Below are 25519 nucleotides of genomic sequence, written 5' to 3' on the forward strand. Positions count from 1 at the left end.
GAATATTCCATCAAAACTATGCTTTCGATTACGAGCGAGTTGACTGGAAATTGAATAAGCGCCCGAAGGCGCTTGTAGGAAACTATTAAAAATATTGTATAAATTACTGTGCCATTAACTTCTTAAGTCGAGCTTAAAGCTCCCGAAATCGGCTGCGAACGCCAAAGGTTTCCGAGGTCACGTAGCGCTCAAGCTGCCTCAGCCTCTGTTCACTAGCATGCAATTCGCGGTCGGCCTGCGCCAGAAGTTCATGTGACGACAACGCCTGCTCACCGTCAAAACTCTTGGACGGGGCTGGCTCAAGCAACCAGGCCAGCAAGAAATAAGCCACGACGGTAAACATGAACAGGCCAAAAAACATCGATAAGACAACAATCACTCGCAGCAATTTGACCGGTACGCCCAGATAATGCGAGAGCCCGGCACACACGCCTTTGAACACCCCCTCTTCCGGCACACGATACAGTTTTCGTTCTGACAGCGTTGTGTTCATTATGATTGCCTCCAGTTCGGATGCTCGGCATCAAGGATTTCTTCCAGCGCCTGGATCCTCTCGCGCATGCGTTGGGCTTCACCGGTTAACTGCTGCAAGTTCTGAAATTCATTTTGGCTTAGCTGGCCGCCGCTTTGTGAACGGCTGCTGTAATGTAGCCATAGCCAAATCGGCGCGACAAACAACACAAATATTGTCAATGGAATGGCTAAAAAAAGAACGCTCATGTCTACTCCTTTAGTATTGTGGCGAACAGTATTGTGGCGAACCACTTAATTGCGAAAAGCGATATACAGGCAATCAGGCGTCCTTGTTGGCCTGCATTTTCGCTCTCAGTGCTTCAATCTGCGCGCTGATTTCATCATCAGCTTTTAATTCGGCAAACTGTTGGTCCAGGGTTTTCTTTTTACCGATGCTCATAGATTCAGCCTCGGCCTCCATGCTGTCGATGCGGCGCTCAAAATGCTCGAAACGCGCCATCGCTTCGTCAATTTTACCACTGTCGAGCTGACGACGAACATCACGTGAAGATGAAGCAGCCTGATGGCGCAACGTTAAAGCCTGCTGGCGGGCGCGCGTTTCAGTGAGTTTGCTTTCAAGCTCGCCGATTTCAGACTTCATGCGGTCCAGCGTTTCCTGAACGGTGATCACTTCATTTTTCAGCGTCGCCACCAGCTCGGCCAGTTTTTGTTTTTCAATCAAAGCGGCGCGTGCCAGATCGTCTTTGTCTTTACGCAGAGCCAGCTCGGCTTTTTCCTGCCATTCGGCTTGTTGTGCTTCACCCTGTTCAATGCGGCGATTAAGCTGTTTCTTCTCGGCCAGCGCACGCGCTGAAGTCGAACGAACTTCAACCAGCGTGTCTTCCATCTCCTGAATCATTAAACGCACCAGCTTCTGAGGATCTTCAGCTTTATCCAGCAGGTTGTTGATGTTGGCGTTTACGATATCGGCAAAACGAGAAAAAATACCCATAGTTAACATTCCTCTTTGACTTATTTTTGACCCAATAGGGTCGATGGTAAAAAATGCAGATGACTCAGTGTTGGCGTCATCATTCCTGCTAGGGCTATTACAAGAGTCGTGCCAACTTGGAATCTTTTTTATCCACCTGAATAAAAACAATTTTTTTCTTTGAGCTTCTGCTAGGCTTATTTCTATCGTGATTAATTTAACTAACGGTTGGTAAATTTCACCATGACAGCCACTATCGACAATCTGCTCGGCGAAGCCAATTCATTTATTGAAGTTTTGGAACAGGTCTCGCAACTTGCCCGCTTGAACAAACCGGTGCTGGTGACTGGCGAGCGCGGAACGGGGAAAGAACTCATAGCCCACCGGCTGCATTATCTATCCGAGCGTTGGCAGGGGCCGTTTATCTCGCTTAACTGTGCGGCGTTGAATGAAAGCCTGCTTGACTCCGAGCTGTTCGGCCATGAAGCAGGGGCATTTACCGGTGCGCAAAAGCGCCATCTCGGACGCTTCGAGCGCGCGGATGGCGGCACGCTATTTCTTGACGAGCTGGCTACTGCCCCGATGCTGGTACAAGAAAAGCTGCTGCGAGTCATTGAATACGGGCATCTTGAGCGGGTCGGCGGCAGCCAGCCCTTACAGGTTGACGTGCGTCTGGTGTGTGCCACCAATGACGACCTCCCCGCGCTCGCTGCCGCCGGAAAGTTTCGCGCTGATCTGCTAGACCGCCTGGCGTTTGACGTCATCCAGCTTCCGCCACTGCGCGAACGCCAGCAGGACATCATGTTACTGGCCGAGCATTTTGCCATTCAGATGTGCCGTGAACTTTCACTGCCGCTGTTTCCCGGGTTTACCCCCACTGCGCGGCAGACCTTGCTGGATTACGGCTGGCCGGGCAATGTCAGGGAGTTAAAAAACGTGGTCGAGCGCTCTATGTATCGCCACGGAACCAGCGATGCGCCGTTGGATAATATTGTGCTCAATCCTTTTAGCCGGCAAAAGCCCGTTTTCCAGCCGACATTGACGTCCGATGAACATCCTGTGATCTTGCCCACCCTGCCGGTAGACAGTAAAAGCTGGCTAGGCACGGTTGAAAAAACATTGATAGAGCACGCATTAACTCAGGCAAAATTTAATCAGCGTCGCGCTGCAGACCTTTTGGGTCTTACTTATCATCAACTTAGAGGAATACTGAAGAAGCTTGGAATGCAGGTCAATGCGCAGGAAAATAGTGAAGAAAAGACGTAAATCGCAGGCAAAAAAAAGCCAGCACCCGAGCTGGCCAAGTAAATCTGGAAGCAATGTGAGCAATGTCGTATCGACTGTTTTACGTCCCAGGGCGAGTCGCTCCGCAGCCGATTAAAAGATGATAATAGTTATCAGTACCATTTGTAAAGCACTTTGTTGAGAATTTTTCTCATTACCACACCAAGTTTACGGCTACTCTTCGGGATAGTTTTAAGCAATGGTTTGGGTGGCTGACAGAGTGCGGTACACTTAGCAGATTGCTTACTTACATTTGAAGCCCTTATGCGTCGTTTAACCCATTGGATGCTAATTTTCGCCGGCCTCGTGTCGTCCTGTTTTGCTGCCACAACGCTGGCTGAAGTCCTGCCTGTTGCACACTCAGCCAGCGAAAAAACGCCTCCAGTTACCAATCCTGCACCAAAGAGTGATATCCGCCGCAGCGGCTTTGTTTATTGTGTCAACGGTATGGTTAATACCTTTAATCCGCAAAAAGCCAGCAGCGGGCTGGTTGTCGATACCCTCGCCGCACAACTTTACGATCGCCTGCTCGACGTAGACCCGTATACCTATCGCCTGATCCCCGAACTGGCGCAAAGCTGGGAAGTGCTTGATAACGGCGCAACCTACCGTTTTCATCTGCGTAAAGACGTCCCCTTTCAAACTACGCCGTGGTTTACTCCTACCCGGATGATGAATGCCGACGACGTAGTGTTTAGCACCGAACGCGTGATCGACGAAAATAATCATTATCACAGTGTTAACGGCAGCGATTATCCTTATTTCGACAGTTTACAATTTTCAAAAACTGTAAAAAGCGTTAAAAAGATTGACGACTATACTGTTGAATTTAAATTAAATAATCCCGATGCCTCCTTCCTTTGGCATCTGGCAACTCATTACGCCCCGATACTCTCCGCCGAATATGCCGACAAGCTGCAAAAAAGCGGTAATGAAGAGCAGATCGATCGCCAGCCGGTGGGCACTGGCCCGTTCCAGCTCGCCGATTTTCGCGCCGGGCAATACGTGAGGCTAGCGCGTAACGGCCAGTACTGGAAAGGCGTGCCGCGCATGCAGCAGGTAGTGATCGACATGGGCGTTGGCGGCACCGGTCGTCTTTCAAAGCTGCTTACCGGAGAATGCGACGTGTTGGCCTATCCTGCAGCCAGCCAGCTGTCAATTTTGCGTGATGATCCGCGTTTGCGACTGACACTGCGCCCGGGAATGAACGTGGCGTATCTGGCATTTAATACCAGTAAACCGCCGTTGGATGATGTCCGCGTGCGTGAAGCGGTTGCGCTGGCAATTAACAATCAGCGTTTGATGCAGTCTATTTATTACGGCACGGCAGAAACGGCGGCGTCGGTATTACCACGCGCGTCGTGGGCCTATGACAGCAATGCCAAAGTCACAGAATACAATCCTGAAAAAGCGCGGCAGATCCTTGAAAGCCTTGGCAAAAAGAATATGACGCTGCATCTTTGGGTGCCGATTGTCTCGCAATCTTATAATCCTAGCCCACTAAAAACTGCCGAGCTGATTCAGGCCGATTTGGGGCAGATCGGCATCAAAGTGATTATCGTGCCGGTAGAAGGTCGTTTCCAGGAAGCGCGTTTGATGGAGATGAACCATGACCTGACGCTATCAGGTTGGTCCACCGACAGTAACGATCCTGACAGCTTCTTCCGCCCGGTGCTGAGCTGCGCGGCAATTCATTCGCAGACCAACTATGCTCACTGGTGTAGTCCGGAGTTTGACGGGCTGCTGCATCAGGCTCTGCTTTCACAGCAATTGTCGCAGCGAATTGATTACTACCAGCAGGCCCAGGCCATTCTTGAAAAACAGCTACCGGTATTGCCGCTTGCCTCATCGCTACGCTTGCAGGCTTATCGCTACGATATCAAAGGGTTAGTTCTTAGTCCATTCGGTAACTCATCGTTTGCAGGGGTGTTCCGCGACACCTCTACCGGCAGAGATAACGATGCCAACATTCCCGTTCAGGCAGGAGACAAAACGCCGTGATTATCTTTATTTTGCGCCGCCTGCTGCTGTTTATCATCACCCTGTTTCTACTGAGTCTGGTGGCGTTCAGCCTGAGTTATTTCACCCCCCATGCTCCATTGCAGGGTGCTTCGCTGTGGGACGCCTATCGTTTCTTCTTTAGCGGCCTGTGTCAGCTGGATTTTGGCGTATCCAGTATCAACGGTGAGCCGATCAGCGCTCAGCTTGTCAGCGTTTTTCCAGCTACGATGGAACTGTGTATTTTCGCATTCTTCCTTGCCTTGCTGGTCGGGATTCCTCTGGGGCTCACTGCGGGTGCGATGCGCGGCAAATGGCCGGACCTGGCCATCAGCACGCTGGCGCTACTGGGCTTCTCTATTCCGGTCTTCTGGCTGGCGCTGCTTATGATGCTATTTTTCTCTCTGCAATTAGGCTGGCTGCCGGTATCGGGGCGTATAGACTTACTTTATCAGCTCAAGCCAGTGACCGGATTTACGCTGATCGATGCCTGGCTGTCTCATTCGCCCTATCGACACGAAATGATCGTCAGTGCAGTCAAACATATGATTCTGCCTATTGCTGCACTGGCGGTCGCACCGACTACCGAGGTTATCCGCCTGATGCGGATCAGCACCGACGACGTGTTATCGAAAAATTATGTCAAGGCCGCCGCGACTCGTGGGCTGTCGCGTTTCTCGATTATTCGCCGCCACGTATTGCATAATGCGTTGCCGCCAATCATCCCGCAGCTCGGTTTACAGTTTTCAACCATGCTGACGCTGGCGATGATAACCGAGGTAGTATTTAACTGGCCGGGTCTGGGACGCTGGATGGTTAACGCCGTTCGCCAGCAGGATTACGCCGCCATTTCAGCGGGAGTGATGGTAGTCGGTTCGCTGGTTATTCTGGTGAACGTGCTATCAGATATTTTGGGCGCATTGTTGAATCCATTGAAACATAAGGAATGGTATGCCCTTCGATAACATCTATCGCGAAAAACAGGTGCCCAGTCCGCTGCGTTACACCTGGCGTATTTTCTACCGTGACAGCCTGTCGATGATTGGCTTCTACGGCGTGATTGGGCTGGCTTTCCTTTGCCTGTTTGGCGGCCTGCTGGCGCCCTATCAGCTTGATCAACAATTTTTGGGTTTTCAACTGTTGCCACCTTCATGGTCACGCTATGGCGATGTGTCATTCTTTCTTGGCACCGATGATTTGGGTCGCGATCTATTAAGTCGCATTCTTAGCGGTGCGGCTCCAACCATTGGTGGCGCGATTGTGGTCACCATTGCCGCGGCCTTTTGTGCATTAATCATCGGCGTATTGGCTGGCTGTACACGAGGCCTTCGTTCAGCAGCGCTTAACCATATTCTCGATACGCTGCTGTCGATTCCGTCACTGCTGCTGGCTATCGTGGTGGTGGCATTTGTCGGTCCAAAACTTGAGCACGCTTATTTGGCGGTGTGGATGGCACTTATCCCTCGCATGGCGCGCACGCTTTACGTGGCCGTGCACGATGAAATGGAAAAAGAGTATGTGGTTGCGGTAAGACTTGACGGCGCGACTACGCTGCAAATCCTGCGTTACGCAGTATTCCCGAACATTATTGTTGTACTGGTCACCGAATTTACTCGCGGTTTGTCGATGGCAATTATGGATATTGCCGCGCTTGGTTTCCTTGATTTAGGCGCACAGCTGCCGTCGCCAGAATGGGGAGCGATGCTCGGCGATTCGCTGGAGCTGGTTTACGCCGCGCCGTGGACCGTAATGTTACCCGGTGCTGCCATTCTGATTAGCGTCTTGCTGATCAATCTTCTCGGCGATGGTGTGCGTCGCGCGATTATTGCAGGGGTGAAATAATGCCTTTACTGGATATTCGCAATCTAACCATTGAATTTATGACCTCCGATGGACCGGTCAAGGCTGTCGATCGGGTCAGTATGACGCTGACCGCCGGAGAGGTTCGCGGACTGGTAGGCGAATCAGGGTCGGGCAAAAGCCTGATTGCCAAGGCAATTTGCGGCGTGACTAAAGACAACTGGCGCATCACCGCCGACCGCATGCGCTTTGATGATATCGACCTGCTGCAACTCAGCCCTCGCGAGCGCCGCAAGCTGATAGGCCACAATATTTCGATGATTTTTCAGGAACCACAATCCTGTCTGGATCCCTCGGAAAGCATTGGTAAACAGCTTATCCAGGCGATCCCCGGCTGGACCTACAAAGGATTGTGGTATCAGCGGTTTAGATGGCGTAAACGCCGTGCTATCGAGCTGCTGCATCGCGTCGGCATCAAAGATCACAAAGATATCATGGCGAGTTTCCCCTATGAACTGACCGAAGGGGAATGCCAGAAAGTCATGATCGCTATCGCGCTGGCCAATCAGCCGCGCCTGCTGATCGCCGACGAGCCGACCAATGCCATGGAACCTACTACGCAGGCGCAGATTTTCCGCCTGCTGGCTCGCCTCAATCAAAATAATGGCACCACAATTTTATTGATCAGCCATGATTTGCAGATGATGAGCAAATGGGCCAATCGGGTAAATGTGCTGTACTGCGGCCAAACGGTGGAAAGCGCGGTGGTGGAAGACCTGCTGGCCGCGCCGCATCACCCTTATACTCAGGCGCTGATCCGTGCAATGCCTGATTTCGGGCGCTCACTGCCACACAAGAGCCGGCTGAACACTCTGCCAGGTGCGATTCCGTCGCTGGAACATTTGCCGATTGGCTGCCGATTAGGGCCTCGCTGTCCTTATGCGCAGAAAAAATGTATTGAAACACCGCGCCTGCGTCTGGCCAAGACTCACGCCTATGCCTGCCACTTCCCGCTGAACATGGAGGAGCAATAATGGCCGAGACGTTGCTTGAAGTCAGAGACCTGTGCAAAACGTTCCGCTACCGTACTGGACTGTTTCGCAAGATGAATTTGCAGGCGGTAAAGCCGGTTAACTTCACCCTGAAATCGCAGCAGACGCTGGCGATTATTGGTGAAAACGGCTCGGGTAAATCGACGCTGGCAAAAATGCTCGCCGGGATGATCGAGCCCACCAGCGGTGAAATTCTTATTGATGAAGAAAGTCTGAAGTTTGGCGATTATCGCCACCGCAGCCAGATGATCCGTATGATTTTTCAGGATCCGACAACCTCGTTGAACCCGCGACAGCGCATCGGACAAATCCTCGAGGCTCCTCTTCGTTTGACCAGCACCATGGAAGCGCCAGAACGCGAGACTCGTATTAATCAGACCCTGCGTCAGGTCGGTTTACTGCCCAATCACGCCAATTATTATCCGCACATGCTGGCTTCCGGTCAGGTGCAACGCGTGGCGCTTGCGCGGGCATTAATCCTGCAACCCAAGGTTATTGTGGCCGACGAGGCACTGGCATCGCTGGATATGTCGATGCGTTCGCAGATCATCAACATGATGCTGGAACTACAAGATAAACATGAAATTTCATATATTTATGTCACCCAGCATCTCGGCCTGATGAAGCACATTAGCGATCAGGTGTTGGTCATGCATAACGGCGAGGTGGTCGAGCGCGGCACAACGGCCGAGGTGCTGGCGACCCCGCAACATGAGCTGACCAAAAGACTGATTTCCAGCCACTTTGGCGAAGCCTTGACCGCCGATGACTGGCATCGCGATACTACAATCTGACAACGTTGTTTGGCGGATTAGCGCTTACGGCTGATCCGCTGCGTCTCTCTCACCGTTTCCCTTATCCTTTTATAGTCCTTTTTCAAATTTTACTATTCCTTTTAGCTATTAATTATCACTTAACAGTATTTTATCTGGCGTAAGCAATCGGCAAGGATAGAGTCTGAAATAGCCTTACGCAAAGGACTCGATCATGGAACATCAGCGCCGGGCCGCGATTGATGGCTGGTATCACGAAACCCAGACCAGCCAGCAGCGGCATACCCCATTGGATCCCTGTCAAACCCACGACACAGACAGTTTTCTGCTTGGACTTGAACAAAAGATAGAGCCTTCACTACGCCGCTTGCTTACCCAGCGCAACGGCTTGCTGTTCGCGGCACAGACTTGCTATAACAAGCTGTTTCCTCAAGAAATTTCAGTTTCGCGACATCAGACGTTATCGTTGTATGATCGCCTGAGCAGCGCGCTGACTGTGGCACAGGTTACGGGTATTCAGCCGCTTTGCAGCCATTATGCTGCCCGCCTTGCCCCGCTAAATTGCCCTGACGCCTCCCGAGAAAGCAATATTCGGCAAACTCATCTCGCGCAATATGCCCGTTTATTGGCCACCCAACCCACGCTGATTAACCCGTCGATGCTGACTCAGCTAAGCGACGTGGGGTTGAGCACTCAAGACATCGTGCTGTTCACTCAGCTGATTGGCTTTGTCAGTTTTCAGGCTCGTTTGCTGGCTGTGATTAATGCATTGGCAGGACGTCCGGCCACCGTTTTACCAGGGTTTCCCCGCGCGGAGGAGAACAGCCAACGAGGATTTTCGCTGGAGCTGCGCCGTTGGCACGCGTATTTGCCCGAGGTAGATTTGAAAAAGGCCAGCCAGCAGCAGTTAGACGTGCTGGACTTCTGTGCCCCGGACGCACACGAATCTTCTTTCTATAAGTTGCTGGCGCACGACGTGGCAACGCTGGAAGCCCTGTCAGCCATTACTACACACATTATGCAACAGCCCGGCGACCAGAAATCTTCTCCCAAAGAGTGGGCCGCCGCCGCGACCTCGCGCATTAATGGTTGTTTATTCTGCGCTGGCATTCACGGTCGCTATTATCTCGAAACCGGTGGAGAGTCGAGTCATATCGACCAACTGTTTGACGATATCCAAGCCAACAAGTCTTCGGACAAAACGGTAGACCCATTAGTCAAAGTGGTACAGACGCTGACCCAATCGCCAGAAAAATTCGATGCTGCTGCGCTGCAGCTTTTACTGGATGCCGACTACCAACATCCGCAAATTGTCGATATTTTATTGAGCACTGCGCTGTATAACTGGTTGAATCGCCTGATTCAAACTCTTGGTGACTCTCGCCTGGCATAAGACACCATCAAAAAGCTCATCGCAGGTCTAATCAGCTGGCGATGACGCTTTTTCAACCGTCCCTGCTGACTCTTACCGCTTGTTCTGGTTCTATTGTTAATTCCTATCTAAAATTTAGTGTTAAATAGTGACGAATATCACATTACAATCGTCGTCTAAAAAACACTTGCAAAATCATCTAGATTACTCATTTATAAAATCCTGCAAAAAACCCATTCAGCAGTATTTACCCTCAGCCGATTCCTATAATTAATCCTCATAACTCCGATAATGAAGCGGATAACAGGGTGAATCACCAACCGATAAACGATTGATATTTAATCAGGATATAAATTCAACAATCTAATTAAACATAAATTTTAATCCTGCATAACAATTCGATTAAGGTTTAATCAGGCACCGAAGGATAACTGTAACAGGATATGACAAAAAGCTTGCCTGATACTCAAAGATAGTGAACATTACTTGCCGTCATACATCCTAATAACTATGCAAAGAGCGCGATTGCGCGACTTATGTGCTACTTGTCCTTGGATAAGCAGAATTAAACAGAGGTCTTAGTGTCAAAAACAAACTCAACACCAACCAATGAAAGCGTCAGCATGAACGCCTTCAAACAGCCTCGCGCGTTCTACCTTATTTTCTCCATCGAATTATGGGAGCGATTTGGTTACTACGGCCTGCAAGGGATCATGGCGGTTTATCTGGTCAAGATGCTTGGCCTGAGCGAAGCCGACTCCATCACCCTGTTCTCTTCCTTTAGTGCTCTGGTCTATGGCTTTGTCGCCATCGGCGGCTGGCTGGGCGATAAAGTGCTGGGTTCCAAACGCGTGATCGTGCTTGGGGCTATCGTACTGGCGCTGGGTTATGCTCAGGTTGCCTATTCCGGTCATGATATTTTCTGGGTTTACATGGGCATGGCGACTATCGCCGTCGGCAGTGGCTTGTTTAAGGCAAATCCATCCTCTTTGCTTTCAACTTGCTATGAAAAAGACGACCCGCGTCTCGATGGCGCGTTTACCATGTACTACATGTCTGTAAACATCGGTTCGTTCTTCTCAATGCTGGCTACGCCTTATCTGGCCGCCAAATACGGCTGGGGCGTTGCGTTCTCTCTGAGCGTGGTCGGCATGCTGATCACTCTGGTGAACTTTATCTTCTGCCGCCGCTGGGTTAAAAATCACGGTTCCAAGCCAGACTTCAAACCGTTGAACTATGGCAAGCTGCTGATGGTTCTGGTCGGCGTTGCCGCGCTGGTGGCGATTTCCAGCTTCCTGCTGCATAACCAGTCGATCGCTCGCTGGGCACTGGCCGTGGTTTCTGTCGGTATTATCTGCATCTTCGCGAAAGAGACTTTCTCGTTGCAGGCTCTGGCGCGTCGTAAAATGATCGTCGCGTTTATTCTGATGCTTGAAGCTATCGTCTTTTTCGTGCTGTACAGCCAGATGCCAACCTCGCTGAACTTCTTTGCCATTCACAACGTTAACAATCACTTGCTGGGAATTGACTTCCAGCCTGAGCAGTATCAGGCGCTGAACCCGTTCTGGATTATGCTGGCAAGCCCGATTCTGGCCGCTATCTATGCCAAGTTGGGCAAAAGCATGCCGATGCCGCACAAGTTTGCGATTGGCATGGTGCTGTGTTCACTGGCTTTCCTGGTTCTGCCGTGGGGCGCAAGCTTCGCCAACGACGCGGGTATCGTTTCTGTTAACTGGCTGGTGCTGAGCTATGCGCTGCAAAGTATCGGTGAGCTGATGATTTCTGGCTTAGGTCTGGCGATGGTGGCACAGTTGGTTCCACAGCGCCTGATGGGCTTTATCATGGGTTCATGGTATCTGACCACGGCAGCGGCGGCGATCATTGCCGGTAAAGTGGCTGTGCTGACCGCCGTGCCTGGCGACATCACCGATGCGCACGCTTCTCTGGCTATCTATAGCCATGTGTTCTTGCAGATTGGTGCCGCGACCGGGGTAATTGCCATTCTGATGCTGCTGACCGCCTCTAAACTGAATCGCATGACTCTGGAACGCCCAACCGATGAGAAAAAGCCTGCGGAACGCGTGCTGTCTTCTCAGTCGTAATTGACGAATGCCTGCCTTCCCGCTGCGCTAAAAACGCTATCGGGAAGGCAGAATAGCGCGGTCTCATAGGGCCGCACTATTATTAGTAAATGCTTAATTTTCAGTCTGTTCTTACCCATCGCACACTCCCCGCTACAATTAAATTCTGACATTTTGCTCTGATACAAAACCAGAGTCTTAAGCTTGTCGAGAAAATAAGGTAATATTACCGTCCATTAATAACCAACAAGATAAGCCTTGTCATGATTATCAAACCTAAAATTCGTGGATTTATCTGTACGACCACTCACCCAATCGGCTGCGAAGCCAACGTGCGTGAGCAAATTGCATACGTGAAAGCGCAGGGCAAACTGAAAGACGGACCAAAACGTGTCCTGGTCATTGGTGCCTCCACTGGTTATGGGCTTGCCTCAAGAATTAATGCCGCTTTTGGTGCAGATGCTGCCACCATTGGGGTATTCTTCGAAAAACCGGGCAGCGAAAGCAAAACAGGTTCAGCCGGCTGGTACAACTCTGCCGCTTTCGATAAAGCCGCAAAAGAAGAAGGCTTGTATTCAAAAAGCATTAACGGTGATGCATTCTCCAACGAATGCCGCGATACCGTTATCAAACTTATCAAAGAAGACTTGGGTCAAATCGACCTGGTAGTTTATTCACTGGCTTCGCCGGTACGTAAAATGCCTGAATCAGGTGAGCTGGTGCGTTCAGCGCTGAAACCTATCGGTGCCCCATACGAATCAACCGCATTGGACACCAACAAAGACAAGCTGGTAACCGCAGTTGTCGAGCCGGCCAATGAGCAAGAAATTGCCGATACCATTCAAGTCATGGGCGGTCAGGACTGGGAACTGTGGATGAACGCCCTCGCCGACGCTGGCGTGCTGGCCGACAACGCCAAGTCTGTTGCCTACTCTTACATTGGTACCGAGCTGACCTGGCCAATCTACTGGCACGGCACGCTGGGCAAAGCTAAAGAAGACCTGGATCGTGCAGCTCAGGCTATCGACGCGAAACTGAAAGCCAAGGGCGGCTCTGCCAACGTTGCTGTACTGAAATCTGTGGTGACTCAGGCTTCTGCAGCTATTCCGGTAATGCCGCTGTATATCGCTATCTCTTTCAAGATCATGAAAGAGCAAGGGATTCACGAAGGCACTATCGAGCAAATCCAACGTCTGTTCGCTACCAAACTGTACAATGACTCAGTGCCAGAAACTGACGACAAAAACCGTCTGCGCCTGGATGACTGGGAACTGCGTGACGAAGTTCAGAAAAATTGCGGCGTGATCTGGGCTCAGCTGACTGATGACAACATCTATCAGCTGACCGATTATCAGGGCTACAAAGACGAATTCCTGCGCCTGTTTGGTTTTGGTCTGAAAGGCGTTGATTACGATGCCGACGTCAGCGCCGAAGCTAACTTTGACGTGATCGAATTAGTCTAATCGTTTGAATTAGCCTAAAAGTTTGATGTTTAAAAGGGGGAACCGCAATGTTCCTCCTTTTTATTACCTTTCATTCTTTACTGCAATTAACCCCCACCGTTTTTACCGCCTTTCTTTTGCTCACGGCTATCGGTATTTTACCCCTGTCAGCAACTGGCACAATGCAAGGCTCATCAATAACATAGCGGATTAATCGACCAGCGGAAATTGTTTGAAACTTCTCTGTAAGGGGTTTTGACAAAAAATGCGGAAGTTTTTCAATGCGGCCCGGTATTTGCTTGCCAGTTTTGTTATATTCAATTGATTACTCTCGTTCACCAGGAAGGCCAGCATGGAAAAACGTAAAGTCCTGGATGAAGGACGTCAGTTAAAACGCCTCAATGCGGAAACGCGCAAAATTTCACACGTGCATAAATGGTTTGCCATTGTTGCGGCGCTAGACTGTGTGCTGGTTTATTTTTATGACCGCGACATGCGCAACGTGGTTTTTTCCGGCGCCGTTTGCCTCGTTTGCACCTATTTATGGCTTGATGGCCGGAGAAAATCGCGAGGTTATCGCCGTGAATATCGCGAGAAGCACGATAAACCCTCACCGCCGCCAACACCACCTACTCCGCCTGAGTCTTAAGCCTGGCTGCGCAACACGCAATACGCGCAACATTTATCTGCACCCTAACCGCCAACACCCAGAATAAGCCGCCAAAAACGACGTTAAAAGCATCATCATTAGCCACATCAATAATGCTCGCGGCCTTATTAAATCATTCCATTAGCCGCCGCCTGATTTTTACAGCAGACTGATTACAAGCTGAAACAACGCTAATAATGAGCAGGTTTTAACGCCTCCCTACACTTTTTTTGGATGACCACTGGGTCATGCGTGTTAATTATGTCTACATTTTCTGGTATTTGGGTTCCCCTTGTCACGCCTTTCAATCAGGGCGAAATTGACTTCCCCGCCCTCTCTAAACTCTGTCATTACGTGATGAAACAGGGCGTTAGCGGCGTCGTTGTTTGCGGCACTACGGGCGAAGCACCGATGCTGAGCAAAGAAGAACAGTTGCTGGTGCTCGATGCCGTGCTCGAAGTGGTTCCCGGCGACAAAGTGATGATGGGCCTTTCAGGTACCCATATGCCGAGCGTGCTGGCGATGCAAAATGCCATCACCAAACGGCCGATTGCCGGTATTTTACTGCCCGCACCCTACTACATTCGCCCTTCTCAGGCCGCTCTTGAAGTCTGGTTTACCGAGCTGGCTGATAATTCCAATGTCCCAATCGTGGTTTACAACGTGCCTTACCGCAGTGGAATTCATCTTGAATTGGAAACCCTGCGCCGTTTGGCCAAGCATCCGCGTATTGTCGCGGTCAAAGACTGCGGCGGCAGCAACGACCTGACTCTGGCGCTGATTGCCGACGGAGAGCTTGACGTCATGTCTGGCGAAGACGGGCAAATTCTTACTACCCTATGTCTGGGTGGAACCGGCGCAATCACCGCCTCGGCCCATCTGTTCCCTAATCGTTTTGTTGAGCTGGTAAAACAGGTTGAAGAAGGGGATTTAGCCGCAGCGCGCAAAAATTTCTATCAGTTGATGCCACTCATTCGCCTGATGTTTGCTGCACCTAATCCGGCGGCGATTAAATATGCACTTTCACTCGATGGCATGATGAAAAATGAAGTCCGCGCCCCCTTGCTGCCTGCACCGCTTGAAGTGGAAGAAGCTGTTAAGGATTATCTCAACACATTCAGCAGATAGATTATAATGTGAACAGTCGCCTTTTTTTTAACGTTAATTTCATTAAAAACCCACTGCCCATTGCCTGAAAGGGCCAACGTATTAGCTGGAGTTTGTATGAAACTTTATTATAAAGCAGGAGCCTGTTCACTCTCCCCGCATATCGTTTTGCGCGAAGCGGGTCTGGATTTCACCATCTCAAAAGTCGATTTAGTGACCAAGAGAACTGAACAAGGTGAGAGTTTGTACCAGCTCAATCCCAAGGGACAGGTGCCGACACTGGTGCTTGACGATGGGACAGTGCTAACAGAAGGCCCAGTGATTGTGCAGTACATCGCTGATCAAAAGCCTGACCGCCAGCTGCTTCCTGAACCGGGCTCGCTGGCGCGCTATGAGGCGCTGGAGTGGTTGAACTATATTGCAACCGAGATGCAACGTGGATTGAGTCCGCTTTTCAACGCCAAAATCCCTGATGAATACAAAGCCCTGCAACGTGAAGCGATGAGCAAAAAATTCTCTTATCTGGATGATTCTCTGAAAAATAAGCAATTTTTACTCGGTCAACGATTCAGTGTCGCCGATGCTTACCTATTTACCATGTTGACCTGGGCAAAAGTGCTGAAGTTTGATTTGAGTCAGTACAAAGAGCTAAGCGGTTACTTTGAGCGAGTTGCGGCGCGCCCGGCCGTGGATGCGGCGTTGACTGCGGAAGGTTTGAAATAGTTTCTGGTCGCCGGGACAAAGAACACACTGCCAAACGATGTTCTACATTACTGACTCCCCCGAGCTGCGGGAGAGTCAGTTAAATCAGGCCTGATTTACAGCTTAACTGCCGGAAAATGATGATTAGGCTTAACAATCTGATCCTGTGCCGCCACGACCTGCAATTCATATTCACCCATTGAATGAGTCGCCAGCATCACCTCGTAAACCGCCGCAGTAACGTGCTCCAGCGCCTTATCCAGCTGTTCGCCTTTTAACAAATCCACCAGCAGCAATCCGCTGGTCAAATCCCCGACGCCCACTGGCTGACGCACGCCAAAATCCACCAGCGGACGATGTATATGCCACGCATCCTGGGCAGTCACCAGCAGCATTTCAAAACGATCGCTTTGATAACCGGCGCGGCTCAAGTGCTTAATCAGCACCACTTTTGGACCTTTGGCGATGAGCTCGCGCGCCGCTGCTACCGACTCTTCAACATTACTCACCGTGCGGCCTGACAGCATTTCAAGCTCCAGCAGGTTAGGGGCAATAATATCGCAGTTCACCAAAGCCTGCTTGCAGTGAAACTCCGCCACGCCCGGTGCAACGATACAGCCTTTTTCAGGGTGACCCATTACCGGATCGCAAAAATACCAGGCATCGGGATTGGCAGCTTTCACCTGACTGACGATTTGCAGAATATGTTCGCCCTGCTCCGCCGAACCAATATAGCCGCTTAGCACCGCGTCACAATCCTTGAGGCGATCGATTTCAGCAATGCCGCGCGCAATATCAGTCAAGTGGCTGGCGGGCATTACACAGCCCGTCCAGCGCCCGTATTGCGTGTGGTTGGAAAACTGCACAGTATTCAGCGGCCAAACGTTTGCGCCCATCCGACGCATCGGAAATTCCGCCGCGCTGTTGCCTGCGTGACCAAAAACGGTGTGGGATTGAATCGAGAGAATATTTTTCATGCGAGGTCCGATGCCGACGTCATCAACAAAATGGCGCAACGGGTAAGTTATCAAACCGGCCAGCGCTGCATTAAACAGCGCTGGCCGGCAAAGGTAGATTATTTCCAGACTGCCAGGCAATAGTTCTTCTTGCCACGGCGCAGCAACGTGTAGCGGCCAAACAGGCGATCGCTATCGCTGAATTTGTATTCAGGATCGGCCTGCTTTTCACCGTTTACCACCACGGCGTTGGAAGAGATAGCCGTGCGCGCACGTCCGCGAGAAGGCTCTAACTCAGCATTGACCAGCGCCTGTTGCAGGTCAACCTCGCCTTCTAACTCGATGGTTGGCATGCCGTCTTGCGCAAGTTGAGCGAAGTCAGCTTCAGTCATGTCGCTGAGGGCGCCCGAGAACAGACTGGCGGTAATGCGACGCGCAGCAGCCAAACCTTCTTCGCCATGCACCATGCCGGTGACTTGCTCGGCCAGAACGTATTGGGCGCGCGGAGCTTTACCGCTGTTTTTATCTTCTTCTTCCAGCGCGTTGATATCTTCAAGGCTCATAAAGGTGAAGAATTTCAGGAAGCGATAAACGTCAGCATCGGCGGTGTTGATCCAGAACTGGTAAAACTTGTACGGACTGGTCTTTTTCGGATCCAGCCACACTGCGCCGCCTTCGGTTTTTCCAAACTTGGTACCGTCTGCCTTGGTGATCAGAGGCACGGTCAGACCGAACACCTGTTTCTGATGCAGACGACGGGTAAGGTCAATACCCGAGGTAATATTGCCCCACTGGTCAGAACCACCAATTTGCAGTTCAACCTTGTGCAAGTCGTACAGCGAAGAGAAATCGTAACCTTGCAGCAGATTATAAGAGAACTCGGTGAAAGAGATCCCGCTGTCGTCGCGATTCAGACGCTGCTTGACGGCTTCCTTGTTAATCATCTGGTTAACAGAGAAGTGTTTGCCGATATCACGCAGGAAAGTCAGCACATTCATGCCACCAAACCAGTCGTAGTTGTTGGCGGTAATCGCGCTGTTTTCGCCACAGTTGAAATCCAGGAACGGAGACACCTGAGTGCGGATTTTCTCGACCCACTCGTTTACAGTTTCGCTGGTGTTCAGCTTGCGCTCTGCGGCCTTGAAGCTAGGATCGCCGATAAGACCGGTCGCGCCGCCCACCAGTGCAACCGGCTTGTGGCCGTGCAATTGAAAGCGTTTCAGGCAAAGCAAAGGCACCAGATGGCCCAAGTGCAGGCTATCGGCGGTTGGATCGAAACCGCAATACAGTGCAATTGGCCCTTGCGCCAGTCGCTCTGCTAACGCTTTTTCGTCCGTAACCTGGGCAATTAGCCCCCGCTCCTGCAATTGTTGAATCAAGTTGCTGCTGGCCATCAAAAACTCCATCAATTCTGGAAAATTGTTTATCGGGATCGTTCATGCAAAAAACGCATCGACACCCTCGTCAACGCGCTTGCGAAATCGGTGATTGCATAGAATAAAGCGCTCGCGAGGCAAGCGCTAGGTTTTCAGACAACTTTTAGCGGCTTACGGCGCCAGACGGTCGATTTTCCAACCAGTTGTTGTGGAATTGTCTTCAGAAGAGGTCTCACGCTGGTAGATAAAGCGGTCGTGCAGGCGATGCTCGCCGCCCTGCCAAAATTCGACCGAATCAAATTTGACGCGAAAACCGCCCCAGAAACTAGGTAGCGGCACTTCACCCTGGCTGAATTTTTGTTTTAGCTCGAGGAATTTGCTCTCAAGTATGCCACGCGCCGAAATACGCGAGGATTGCTGGGAAACCCAGGCTCCAATCTGACTGTCTTTTGGGCGGCTGGTAAAGTATTTCATCACGTCCAACGTCGGCAGACGCTCGGCCTGACCAAGGAAAATCACCTGACGATCAAGCATGTGCCAAGGGAACAACAGGCTAATACGCGGATTTACCGCCAGCTGCTGCGCTTTGCGGCTGCCAAGGTTGGTAAAGAACACCATGCCTTTATCATCAAAGTGTTTGAGCAATACAATGCGCTGGAACGGTTGACCGTTTTCATCCACTGTCGCGACACACATGGCCGTTGGGTCCGGTAATTTAGCCTCGCACGCCTGCTTGAGCCATTGCTCGAACAACGGTAGCGGCTCTGCGCTTAAATCCTTGCGACGCAGACCGCCACGAATATATTCGCGTCGCAAGTCTGCAACATCAAACTCATTATTTTCAGCCATATAGGACCAACATAGTTTATTTGAAAGATGAAGTTATTTTGCGCCAGACTCAGTCAATTCACAACTCCCTATCTCCAAAGTCTCTCGGGCTAAAGCAAAGTGTTTCGTGAGATAATGAGGTGAGCGAAAGAAGGCAACGCAGCTATTGTGTCTGGTACGAAGGAGAAAGTTGGCAATCGTCAATGATGACATCATCGCCGCGCTGCACCAGAGCAGCATTACCCTTCGACCAGAAAGTGTAGTGACCATCGCTGTATTTGGTGCCAGAGGCGGCTTCAACCTGCGGCAGATGCAGTTGAATACCATCGAGGATCAAATCTACCTGATGCGCCGGTTTATCGAGGGTCACTGTCAGTGGCGTCGTACCGCATTCATAGTGGAGCTGAGTATTGGCAGTTTTGGTCAATGGGGGAGTAGTCATGCTACAGCCTGACAGCGCGATGCCTGCCAGAATCATGATCGCTTTTTTCATTGTTATCATCCTCATTCTTTTAATACTCAATATCTTGGCTTAAAGACGGTCATTGGTCGAAAAAACAGGATAAATGGCACCGAGCACCGTTTCGCGACTGGCACCAGTGACTGAAGGTAAATTGCCGGGCTGGCCTGATAAAGTACGAAATGCCAGCCAGGCAAATGCTAGAGCCTCCATGTCGTCACCGCTAACACCAAAGGCATCAGTGGTGCTGACTTCAGTGCCGGCGAGCATGGCTGACAGACGTGCCATGACTAGCGGGTTACGCGCACCGCCGCCGCACACCAGCAAGCGGTCACATCCGCCCGCCAACTGAACCTGATCCGCGATAGTGGTGGCCGTGAGCTCCGCCAGCGTTGCCTGCACGTCTTCGGCCAACAGCGGCTGCACGCTTGCCAACTGCTGCTCCAGCCATGCCAGATTAAAATATTCGCGCCCAGTGCTTTTTGGCGCTGGTTCGGAAAAATAAGCATCGGACAACATGTGCTGTAATAGCGTCAGGTCTACCCGCCCCTGACTGGCAAAAGCAGCGTCTTTGTCATAGGCAAGCCCTTGATGCTGACTTATCCAGGCGTCCATCAGCATGTTACCCGGGCCAGTATCATAGCCGCGAATGGGCTGACCGGGCAGCAACAGAGAGAGGTTGGCGATGCCGCCAATATTGAGGATCATCCGCTGTTCGGTAGGATGTGCCAGCAACGCCTGGTGAAAAGCAGGAACCAGCGGTGCGCCCTGTCCTCCCCATGCCATATCACGACGGCGGAAATCGCCAATGGTCGTGATACCGGTCATGGCAGCAATGCGATTGTTATCACCGAGCTGCATCGAAAAAGGAGTATCGCCTTTGGGTTGATGCCAAACCGTCTGGCCGTGGCAACCAATAGCAGTGACCTCTTCAGCCTCAATACCCGCTTTCTCAAGCAGGCCGAGTACCGCCTCGGCAAAAAGATTACCCAGCTGTGCGTCCAATTCACCAACCTGCGCCAGAGTTACGGCTTGCCCCTGACACATTCCTAGTACCGCCTGCCTTATTTCCGCAGGCATAGGATGCAGATAGCTGGCCTGTTGCGCCACCATCCTGTCGTCTATGGCAGCAAGAACGACATCCACCCCATCAAGGCTAGTACCCGACATTACGCCGATATAGCGGCCTGACTTGATTGAACGCATCTTTTGAACTCCCTCGTAAATACAAAAAGGAAAAGCTAAATAAAACAGAATTATCCAGCCAACGCTATGTTTTACATTCTCTTTTATCAGCCCAAAGGCCAAGCAACCTGTTTATAAGCCCAACTCGCAGTAAATTTGGGCTAAAGCAGTCATTCAGATTAGGATTTTTTTTGCTAATCTTTAAAAAATAAACCAACGTTTATTATTAGTTGATGACCGTGTCTATAAGATAATCACTAGTTTGAGTTATGATAGTAGCTGACACTATCCACAATGATGTTGAACTGTGTCCCGATTTCAAGCGTCGAATCGCTTTGGCGTCGATGTGTAATTAACAGGAGCTTTTTATGATTAAGCGTATTCTCCTCGTCGCAATGATGGGTTCTACCCTTGCAGGCTGTGTAAACGATTCACTGTCAGGCGATGTTTACTCTTCCTCGCAGGCCAAACAGGTCCAGAATGTGACTTACGGTACTTTGGTCTCAGTCCGCCCGGTGCAAATTCAGGGTGATGACGGTAATAACGTCATTGGCGCAATCGGTGGTGCTGTGCTGGGTGGTTTCCTGGGTAATACTATCGGTGGCGGCGCGGGTCGTAGCCTGGCAACTGCGGGTGGCGCTGTGGCGGGTGGACTTGCGGGTAATGCAGTAACCAACGGCTTGAACAAGGCGAACGGTGTCGAACTGCAAATCCGTAAAGACGATGGCAACACGATTCAGGTAGTGCAGAAAGTTGACAGCAAAACCAGATTCTATGTGGGCCAACGCGTAAGCCTGGCGAGCAGCGGCAGCAATATCACCGTTTCTCCGGGCGTCTAATCTCGCCCAGCCAAATTACGATTACTGCTATAAAAACTGCCGGCCCTAAACTGCTGGCATAAAAAAATCGGAATCCCTGTTAGCAGCGGTTCCGATTTTTTTTCCTGGCAACAAAAAATAATAGGTAAAGCGCGTTGTCGTTATGGTTTGTTTTGTAACGAAGCGATGTTCTTTTCTAATCTGGCCAGCATTTCCAGCAGCAAATTGATGTCGGTAGAAGACATCCCCGATAAAATTTCTTTGCGGGTATCATCAATCACTGTTTCCATCTGATTAATGATCGGGGCCGCTTCTTCGGTCAGTTTGATGCGTTTGGCGCGACGATCGCTGGCGCAAGTCTGGCGGGTGATCAACTTTTTCTCTTCCAGCTGATCCAGCGTCCTGACCAGAGAAGGTTGCTCAATACCGATTGCTTTTGCCAGCTGGATTTGCGACTGCTCAGGCGGCAAAATATTGATGTTGTGCAATGTCACCCAATGCGTTTGCGTCAGCTCCAGCGGCTTGAGACGATCGTCGATTAACGCACGCCAGACGCGAACTAATCGTGCGAGATCTGACCCTAGGTTCGATTCCAATGCACTCTCCTTATAATTAGCATGCTAAGATAACTCCCCAGAGTTTAGCTTAGTTCTCGTGAATTTAATCTTAAAATTATAAATCTAAACGCGTAAGCTCTAATACAATTAATCTGAGTCTGTTGCCCCAAATGCAAAACGCACCCAGAAGCCCGATTATTTATAACACAACCGGATGCAGAGATTAATATTGTGATTGCCCAAATGTTCCATTCTGGTCCTTTTCTCCCAGATCTTGTGCTGGGGGCTTCCCTTTATTTCCCTCCTATTTTTAAAGCATTTTTACTTGGACTCCTAATTTGGCTGATTATTCATCGCCTGGTGCGTGACTGGATTTACTCTGGTGAAATCTGGCATCCAACTTTGATGGATTTATCTATATTTGTCATATCCATATGCGCTGCACTGCTGCTGATTGTGAATGAGTAAAAAAGATGAAATTTAAAACACTTAAATATTTTTCAACCCTGGCAGTATTAGCGGTCGCATTATGTGCAGGTTGGTGGATGTGGAACTATTATATGCAGTCCCCATGGACCCGCGATGGCAAAGTCCGCGCAGAATTAGTCGATATTACGCCGGAGGTGTCAGGCAGAATCACCGATATTACGGTTCATGACAACCAGTATGTCCATGCGGGAGAGGTTTTGTTTACTTTGGATCCGGTGCCGTTCCAGATTGCGGTTGATAATGCCAAAGCCTCGGTCGACAAAGCTGAGGCAGACCTTGAAAAGGCCAATCACGAAGCCGAGCGCAGGCAAAAACTGGGGCGTGATGTAATTTCCACCGAATCACTGGATCAGGCCAACCTCGAGGCAAAATCCATGAAAGCCACGCTCGAAGCCAATCAGGCTAACCTGGAGCAGGCACGCTGGAATTTAAGCAAGACAAAAGTCTTCGCCCCAACCGACGGTTACATCACCAACCTCTCGGCGCGAAAAGGCAACTATGCCACCAGCGGAACACCATTGGTGGCGCTGGTTGACGCGCACTCCTTCTACGTGCTGGGATATTTTGAAGAAACCAAGCTGAAGCATATCAACGTCGGAAACCAGGCTGATATCGTGCTGTATGACGGCAATGTGCCACTGAAAGGCCAGGTAGAAAGCATTGGCAGGGCCATTTATGACCAAAGCGTGGAAAGTTCCAATGGTCTGCTGCTCGACGTGAAACCCAATGTACCTTGGGTAAGGCTGGCGCAGCGCGTGCCGGTGAGGATCAAAATTGAAAACGTGCCTGACCAGCTGGTGCTGGTCGCTGGCACAACCTGCACGATCTCCATTCATTATTAAGGACAGCGTGTGAATTTCTCATGGCTGGAATGGAAAAACACCCTTTGGGGGAAGTCTAGCGCGGCCCAGTGGCGTTATGCGCTGCGTAACTCCATCGCGATGTGTCTGGCACTGTGGATTGCCTTTGTACTGGAGCTTGACGAGCCTTATTGGGCGCTGACTTCGGCGGCGGTGGTCAGTTTTCCGACCGTTGGTGGAGTCATCAGCAAAAGTATTGGTCGCGTATTTGGCAGCCTGCTCGGCGCCACCGCCGCAGTACTCATTGCCGGGCATACGCTGAACGACCCGTGGTTGTTCACATTGTCTATCGCCGCCTGGCTGGGATTGTGTACTTACGCTTCCAACCTTTATCAAAACAACGTTTCTTACGCCTTTGCGCTGGCAGGCTACACTGCGGCAATTATTGTTTTTTCGACCGTTAACATTACCGATACCACGAGTATCTTTGATATCGCGCAAGCCAGGGTTTGCGAGGTGATCACCGGAATTTTGTGTGGTGCGTTTATGATGATGGTGTTGCCCAGCACTTCTGACGGCGATGCGCTGCTTACTTCGCTGCGAAAAATGCACACTCAGTTGTTGGAGCATGCGCAATTGCTGTGGCGCAGCGAAGTCACCAACCAGATCCGCGTCTCGCATGAAGGGGTGATCAACCAGATCCTGACATTGAACCTGCTGCGCATTCAGGCCTTCTGGAGCCATTACCGCCTGCGTCAGCAAAATAATTTGCTTAACTATCTGTTGCATCAGCAATTACAGTTGACCAGTTACATCTCCAGCCTGCGAAGAATGATGCTCAACTGGCCTAATCAGCCTGAAAATCTCAATCAGCAACTTGCCACTCTGCTAGAACAATTACGTGACCCGGAAATGAATAAATACCGGTTGGCAAAAACGTTGTTGATGCTTAAACCGGCTGATACCAGCGATTATCGGCAGCAGGCATTTTGGCTACGAATGCGCGATTTTTGCTGGTTGTACCTGCGTAATGAACGGCTTTTGCAAAAGGTCGAAAACGCCAATCTAGTGGCGGTCGACCGGATCGAGGCACCGCGCGTTAGCCGATTGACTCGCCATGCCGATAACACCGAGGCAGTTTACAGCGGAGTGCGTACTTTTTTATGCATCGTGATTGCCTGTGCTTACTGGATCAACACACAGTGGGATTCCGGCGCTGCCGGGGTAACATTAGCCGCGATTGGTTGCGTACTTTACTCATCGACGCCCTCCCCTATCAACAGCGTCACACTGCTGACAAAGTCGCTGATTTGGCTGTTTTTTGGCTGCTTTATCATCAAGTTTGGCGTGATGGTGCAGATTAATGACTTCTGGCTATTTTGCTCATTCCTGCTGCCGCTGCTTTGTACCATGCAACTGTCTAAACTGCAGTACAAACGCTATGCCGCGCTTTGGGGGCAACTGATCGTCTTTAGTGGATCTTTTTTAGCGGTAACCAACCCACCGAGCTATGACTATCAATCTTTTTTCAATGATGGACTCGGCAAGATTGCTGGCGTGATGCTGGCAGGCCTGTTCTTCCAGGTACTGCGCCCCAGCTCCGACAGCCGTAAAAGCCGACGCCAGATTCGCGCGCTGCGCCGCGAGTTTATCGACCAGCTGAGCCGTAAACCACAGCTTTCACATTTGCAGTTTGAATCGCTGATTTACTATCGCGTCAATCAGCTAAACCAGAGTAAAGATCAAACTTCGCGCAACTGGCTACTGCGCTGGGGCGTGGTATTGCTGAACTGTAGTCATATTGTCTGGCAGCTGCGCCAATGGGAATCGCGGTCAAATCCGCTGTCGAAGGTGCGTGATGTATGCATCCACTGCCTGAAAGGGATTATGACCGAACGCGGAGTCAGTCATCCTAGACTGGAAGCTAGCCTGACCGAGTTGCAGCGCATCAGTGAAGCGCTTTCGCACCACCCTGACGAATCGGCCCGAGAGCTGGCCGGGGTTATTTGGCGACTGTACTGTTCGCTATCTCAGTTGCAGTCTTCTATTAATATTGAAGATGTTGCAGCAACGCCAACGGAAGGTAAACCGGCCTGAAGTTAAAACAGCGAAGGTTGTTCCGGAGCGGGATCGTCAATGGAGGGGCCCGCTCGTTTTAGCCGCAGGAAGCGTTGATGGCACAAACGCAGAACGTGGCGTTTTTCAACGTCGCTCATGTTTATCCAGCCGAAGCGTTCCTCGCGGCTGCGAAAGCAACCACGACAAAAGCCGTTAGGGCCTGATTCACAAACCCCTCGGCAAGGGCTGGGAATATCAAAAAACTCGAGTTGCTCTGCCACATCCACT

26 protein-coding genes are annotated in these 25519 nt (G+C 50.7%); 16 read left to right on the plus strand and 10 right to left on the minus strand.

The annotated features are described in order from the left end of the window. Positions 1-133: 133 nt before the first annotated feature. The 3 genes from pspC to pspA all read right to left on the minus strand — a co-directional run bounded on the left by pspC (position 134) and on the right by pspA (position 1465). The gene (gene pspC, locus AB3G37_RS15595) at positions 134-493 is read right to left on the minus strand and encodes an envelope stress response membrane protein PspC (RefSeq protein ID WP_009635957.1); all 360 of its coding nucleotides are present in this window, start codon (positions 491-493) and stop codon (positions 134-136) included. Then, a complete protein-coding gene (pspB, locus tag AB3G37_RS15600) occupies positions 493-720 on the minus strand; it encodes an envelope stress response membrane protein PspB (protein ID WP_369788404.1) in 228 nt (75 codons plus the stop codon). Before pspB ends, pspC begins: the two co-directional genes overlap by 1 nt. A 73-nt stretch (positions 721-793) precedes the next feature. Further along, entirely contained in the window at positions 794-1465 is a 672-nt protein-coding gene (pspA, locus tag AB3G37_RS15605) for a phage shock protein PspA (RefSeq protein WP_009635955.1), read from the minus strand. A gap of 222 nt (positions 1466-1687) precedes the next feature. On the opposite strand from pspA, the gene pspF reads away from it, so the two are divergent. The 12 genes from pspF to gstA all read left to right on the plus strand — a co-directional run bounded on the left by pspF (position 1688) and on the right by gstA (position 15725). Next, positions 1688-2710: a phage shock protein operon transcriptional activator gene (pspF, locus tag AB3G37_RS15610; protein WP_369788405.1), complete on the plus strand. Its 1023-nt coding sequence runs from the start codon at positions 1688-1690 to the stop codon at positions 2708-2710. 282 nt (positions 2711-2992) lie between these two features. Continuing rightward, complete coding sequence (sapA, locus tag AB3G37_RS15615; RefSeq protein ID WP_369788406.1) at positions 2993-4729, plus strand: ABC transporter substrate-binding protein SapA; 1737 nt, start codon at positions 2993-2995, stop codon at positions 4727-4729. Then, positions 4726-5691, plus strand: a complete 966-nt coding sequence (sapB, locus tag AB3G37_RS15620; RefSeq protein WP_009635952.1) for a putrescine export ABC transporter permease SapB — start codon at positions 4726-4728, stop codon at positions 5689-5691. The genes sapA and sapB overlap by 4 nt, the downstream gene beginning before the upstream one ends. Further along, on the plus strand, positions 5678-6568 hold the full coding sequence (gene sapC / locus AB3G37_RS15625; protein ID WP_009635951.1) for a putrescine export ABC transporter permease SapC: 891 nt from the start codon (positions 5678-5680) through the stop codon (positions 6566-6568). Before sapB ends, sapC begins: the two co-directional genes overlap by 14 nt. Further along, the gene (sapD, locus tag AB3G37_RS15630; protein ID WP_009635950.1) at positions 6568-7560 is read left to right on the plus strand and encodes a putrescine export ABC transporter ATP-binding protein SapD; all 993 of its coding nucleotides are present in this window, start codon (positions 6568-6570) and stop codon (positions 7558-7560) included. The genes sapC and sapD overlap by 1 nt, the downstream gene beginning before the upstream one ends. Further along, positions 7560-8372 carry a putrescine export ABC transporter ATP-binding protein SapF gene (gene sapF / locus AB3G37_RS15635; protein WP_369788407.1) on the plus strand — a complete coding sequence of 271 codons (813 nt, stop codon included), beginning with the start codon at positions 7560-7562 and terminating at the stop codon, positions 8370-8372. Before sapD ends, sapF begins: the two co-directional genes overlap by 1 nt. A gap of 193 nt (positions 8373-8565) precedes the next feature. After that, the gene (locus AB3G37_RS15640; RefSeq protein WP_369788408.1) at positions 8566-9744 is read left to right on the plus strand and encodes a CMD domain-containing protein; all 1179 of its coding nucleotides are present in this window, start codon (positions 8566-8568) and stop codon (positions 9742-9744) included. A gap of 602 nt (positions 9745-10346) precedes the next feature. Next, complete coding sequence (dtpA, locus tag AB3G37_RS15645) at positions 10347-11825, plus strand: dipeptide/tripeptide permease DtpA (protein ID WP_369790973.1); 1479 nt, start codon at positions 10347-10349, stop codon at positions 11823-11825. 242 nt (positions 11826-12067) lie between these two features. Continuing rightward, complete coding sequence (gene fabV / locus AB3G37_RS15650) at positions 12068-13267, plus strand: enoyl-ACP reductase FabV (RefSeq protein ID WP_009635946.1); 1200 nt, start codon at positions 12068-12070, stop codon at positions 13265-13267. 331 nt (positions 13268-13598) lie between these two features. Next, the gene (locus AB3G37_RS15655) at positions 13599-13895 is read left to right on the plus strand and encodes a hypothetical protein (protein ID WP_369788409.1); all 297 of its coding nucleotides are present in this window, start codon (positions 13599-13601) and stop codon (positions 13893-13895) included. Between the two features lie 261 nt (positions 13896-14156). Then, a complete protein-coding gene (gene dapA, locus AB3G37_RS15660) occupies positions 14157-15023 on the plus strand; it encodes a 4-hydroxy-tetrahydrodipicolinate synthase (RefSeq protein WP_369788410.1) in 867 nt (288 codons plus the stop codon). Between the two features lie 96 nt (positions 15024-15119). Then, entirely contained in the window at positions 15120-15725 is a 606-nt protein-coding gene (gene gstA, locus AB3G37_RS15665) for a glutathione transferase GstA (RefSeq protein WP_369788411.1), read from the plus strand. Between the two features lie 95 nt (positions 15726-15820). On the opposite strand, the gene pdxY is transcribed toward gstA, so the two are convergent. The 5 genes from pdxY to anmK all read right to left on the minus strand — a co-directional run bounded on the left by pdxY (position 15821) and on the right by anmK (position 20521). After that, positions 15821-16681 (minus strand): pyridoxal kinase PdxY, encoded by an 861-nt coding sequence (pdxY, locus tag AB3G37_RS15670; RefSeq protein ID WP_369790974.1) that lies wholly within the window; start codon positions 16679-16681, stop codon positions 15821-15823. Positions 16682-16779: 98 nt separating this feature from the next. Further along, a complete protein-coding gene (gene tyrS, locus AB3G37_RS15675; RefSeq protein ID WP_009635941.1) occupies positions 16780-18054 on the minus strand; it encodes a tyrosine--tRNA ligase in 1275 nt (424 codons plus the stop codon). Between the two features lie 153 nt (positions 18055-18207). Next, on the minus strand, positions 18208-18885 hold the full coding sequence (pdxH, locus tag AB3G37_RS15680; protein ID WP_009635940.1) for a pyridoxamine 5'-phosphate oxidase: 678 nt from the start codon (positions 18883-18885) through the stop codon (positions 18208-18210). A 142-nt stretch (positions 18886-19027) separates the two neighbouring features. Continuing rightward, positions 19028-19357 (minus strand): MliC family protein, encoded by a 330-nt coding sequence (locus tag AB3G37_RS15685; RefSeq protein WP_009635939.1) that lies wholly within the window; start codon positions 19355-19357, stop codon positions 19028-19030. A 39-nt stretch (positions 19358-19396) separates the two neighbouring features. Beyond that, a complete protein-coding gene (anmK, locus tag AB3G37_RS15690; RefSeq protein ID WP_369790975.1) occupies positions 19397-20521 on the minus strand; it encodes an anhydro-N-acetylmuramic acid kinase in 1125 nt (374 codons plus the stop codon). A 356-nt stretch (positions 20522-20877) separates the two neighbouring features. Between anmK and AB3G37_RS15695 the strand changes: the two genes are divergently transcribed. Further along, positions 20878-21348, plus strand: a complete 471-nt coding sequence (locus AB3G37_RS15695; RefSeq protein ID WP_009635937.1) for a glycine zipper 2TM domain-containing protein — start codon at positions 20878-20880, stop codon at positions 21346-21348. A 140-nt stretch (positions 21349-21488) separates the two neighbouring features. Here the strand turns inward: AB3G37_RS15695 and slyA are convergent, their stop codons facing one another. Continuing rightward, positions 21489-21923: a transcriptional regulator SlyA gene (gene slyA / locus AB3G37_RS15700; RefSeq protein WP_009635936.1), complete on the minus strand. Its 435-nt coding sequence runs from the start codon at positions 21921-21923 to the stop codon at positions 21489-21491. Between the two features lie 192 nt (positions 21924-22115). Between slyA and AB3G37_RS15705 the strand changes: the two genes are divergently transcribed. Genes AB3G37_RS15705 through AB3G37_RS15715 form a run of 3 tightly spaced genes read left to right on the plus strand, consistent with a single transcriptional unit; the run spans position 22116 to position 25270 of the window. Further along, positions 22116-22352 (plus strand): DUF1656 domain-containing protein, encoded by a 237-nt coding sequence (locus AB3G37_RS15705; RefSeq protein WP_009635935.1) that lies wholly within the window; start codon positions 22116-22118, stop codon positions 22350-22352. Between the two features lie 5 nt (positions 22353-22357). Then, positions 22358-23215, plus strand: coding sequence for an efflux RND transporter periplasmic adaptor subunit (locus tag AB3G37_RS15710; protein ID WP_369788412.1), 858 nt, complete (start codon positions 22358-22360; stop codon positions 23213-23215). A 9-nt stretch (positions 23216-23224) separates the two neighbouring features. After that, positions 23225-25270 carry an FUSC family protein gene (locus AB3G37_RS15715; protein ID WP_369788413.1) on the plus strand — a complete coding sequence of 682 codons (2046 nt, stop codon included), beginning with the start codon at positions 23225-23227 and terminating at the stop codon, positions 25268-25270. A 2-nt stretch (positions 25271-25272) separates the two neighbouring features. Here AB3G37_RS15715 and AB3G37_RS15720 read toward each other — a convergent pair whose 3' ends face one another. Beyond that, positions 25273-25512, minus strand: a complete 240-nt coding sequence (locus tag AB3G37_RS15720; protein WP_009635932.1) for a DUF1289 domain-containing protein — start codon at positions 25510-25512, stop codon at positions 25273-25275. Positions 25513-25519 lie beyond the last annotated feature (7 nt).

It is taken from the genome of Rouxiella sp. WC2420 (assembly GCF_041200025.1).
GTDB lineage: Bacteria > Pseudomonadota > Gammaproteobacteria > Enterobacterales > Enterobacteriaceae > Rouxiella.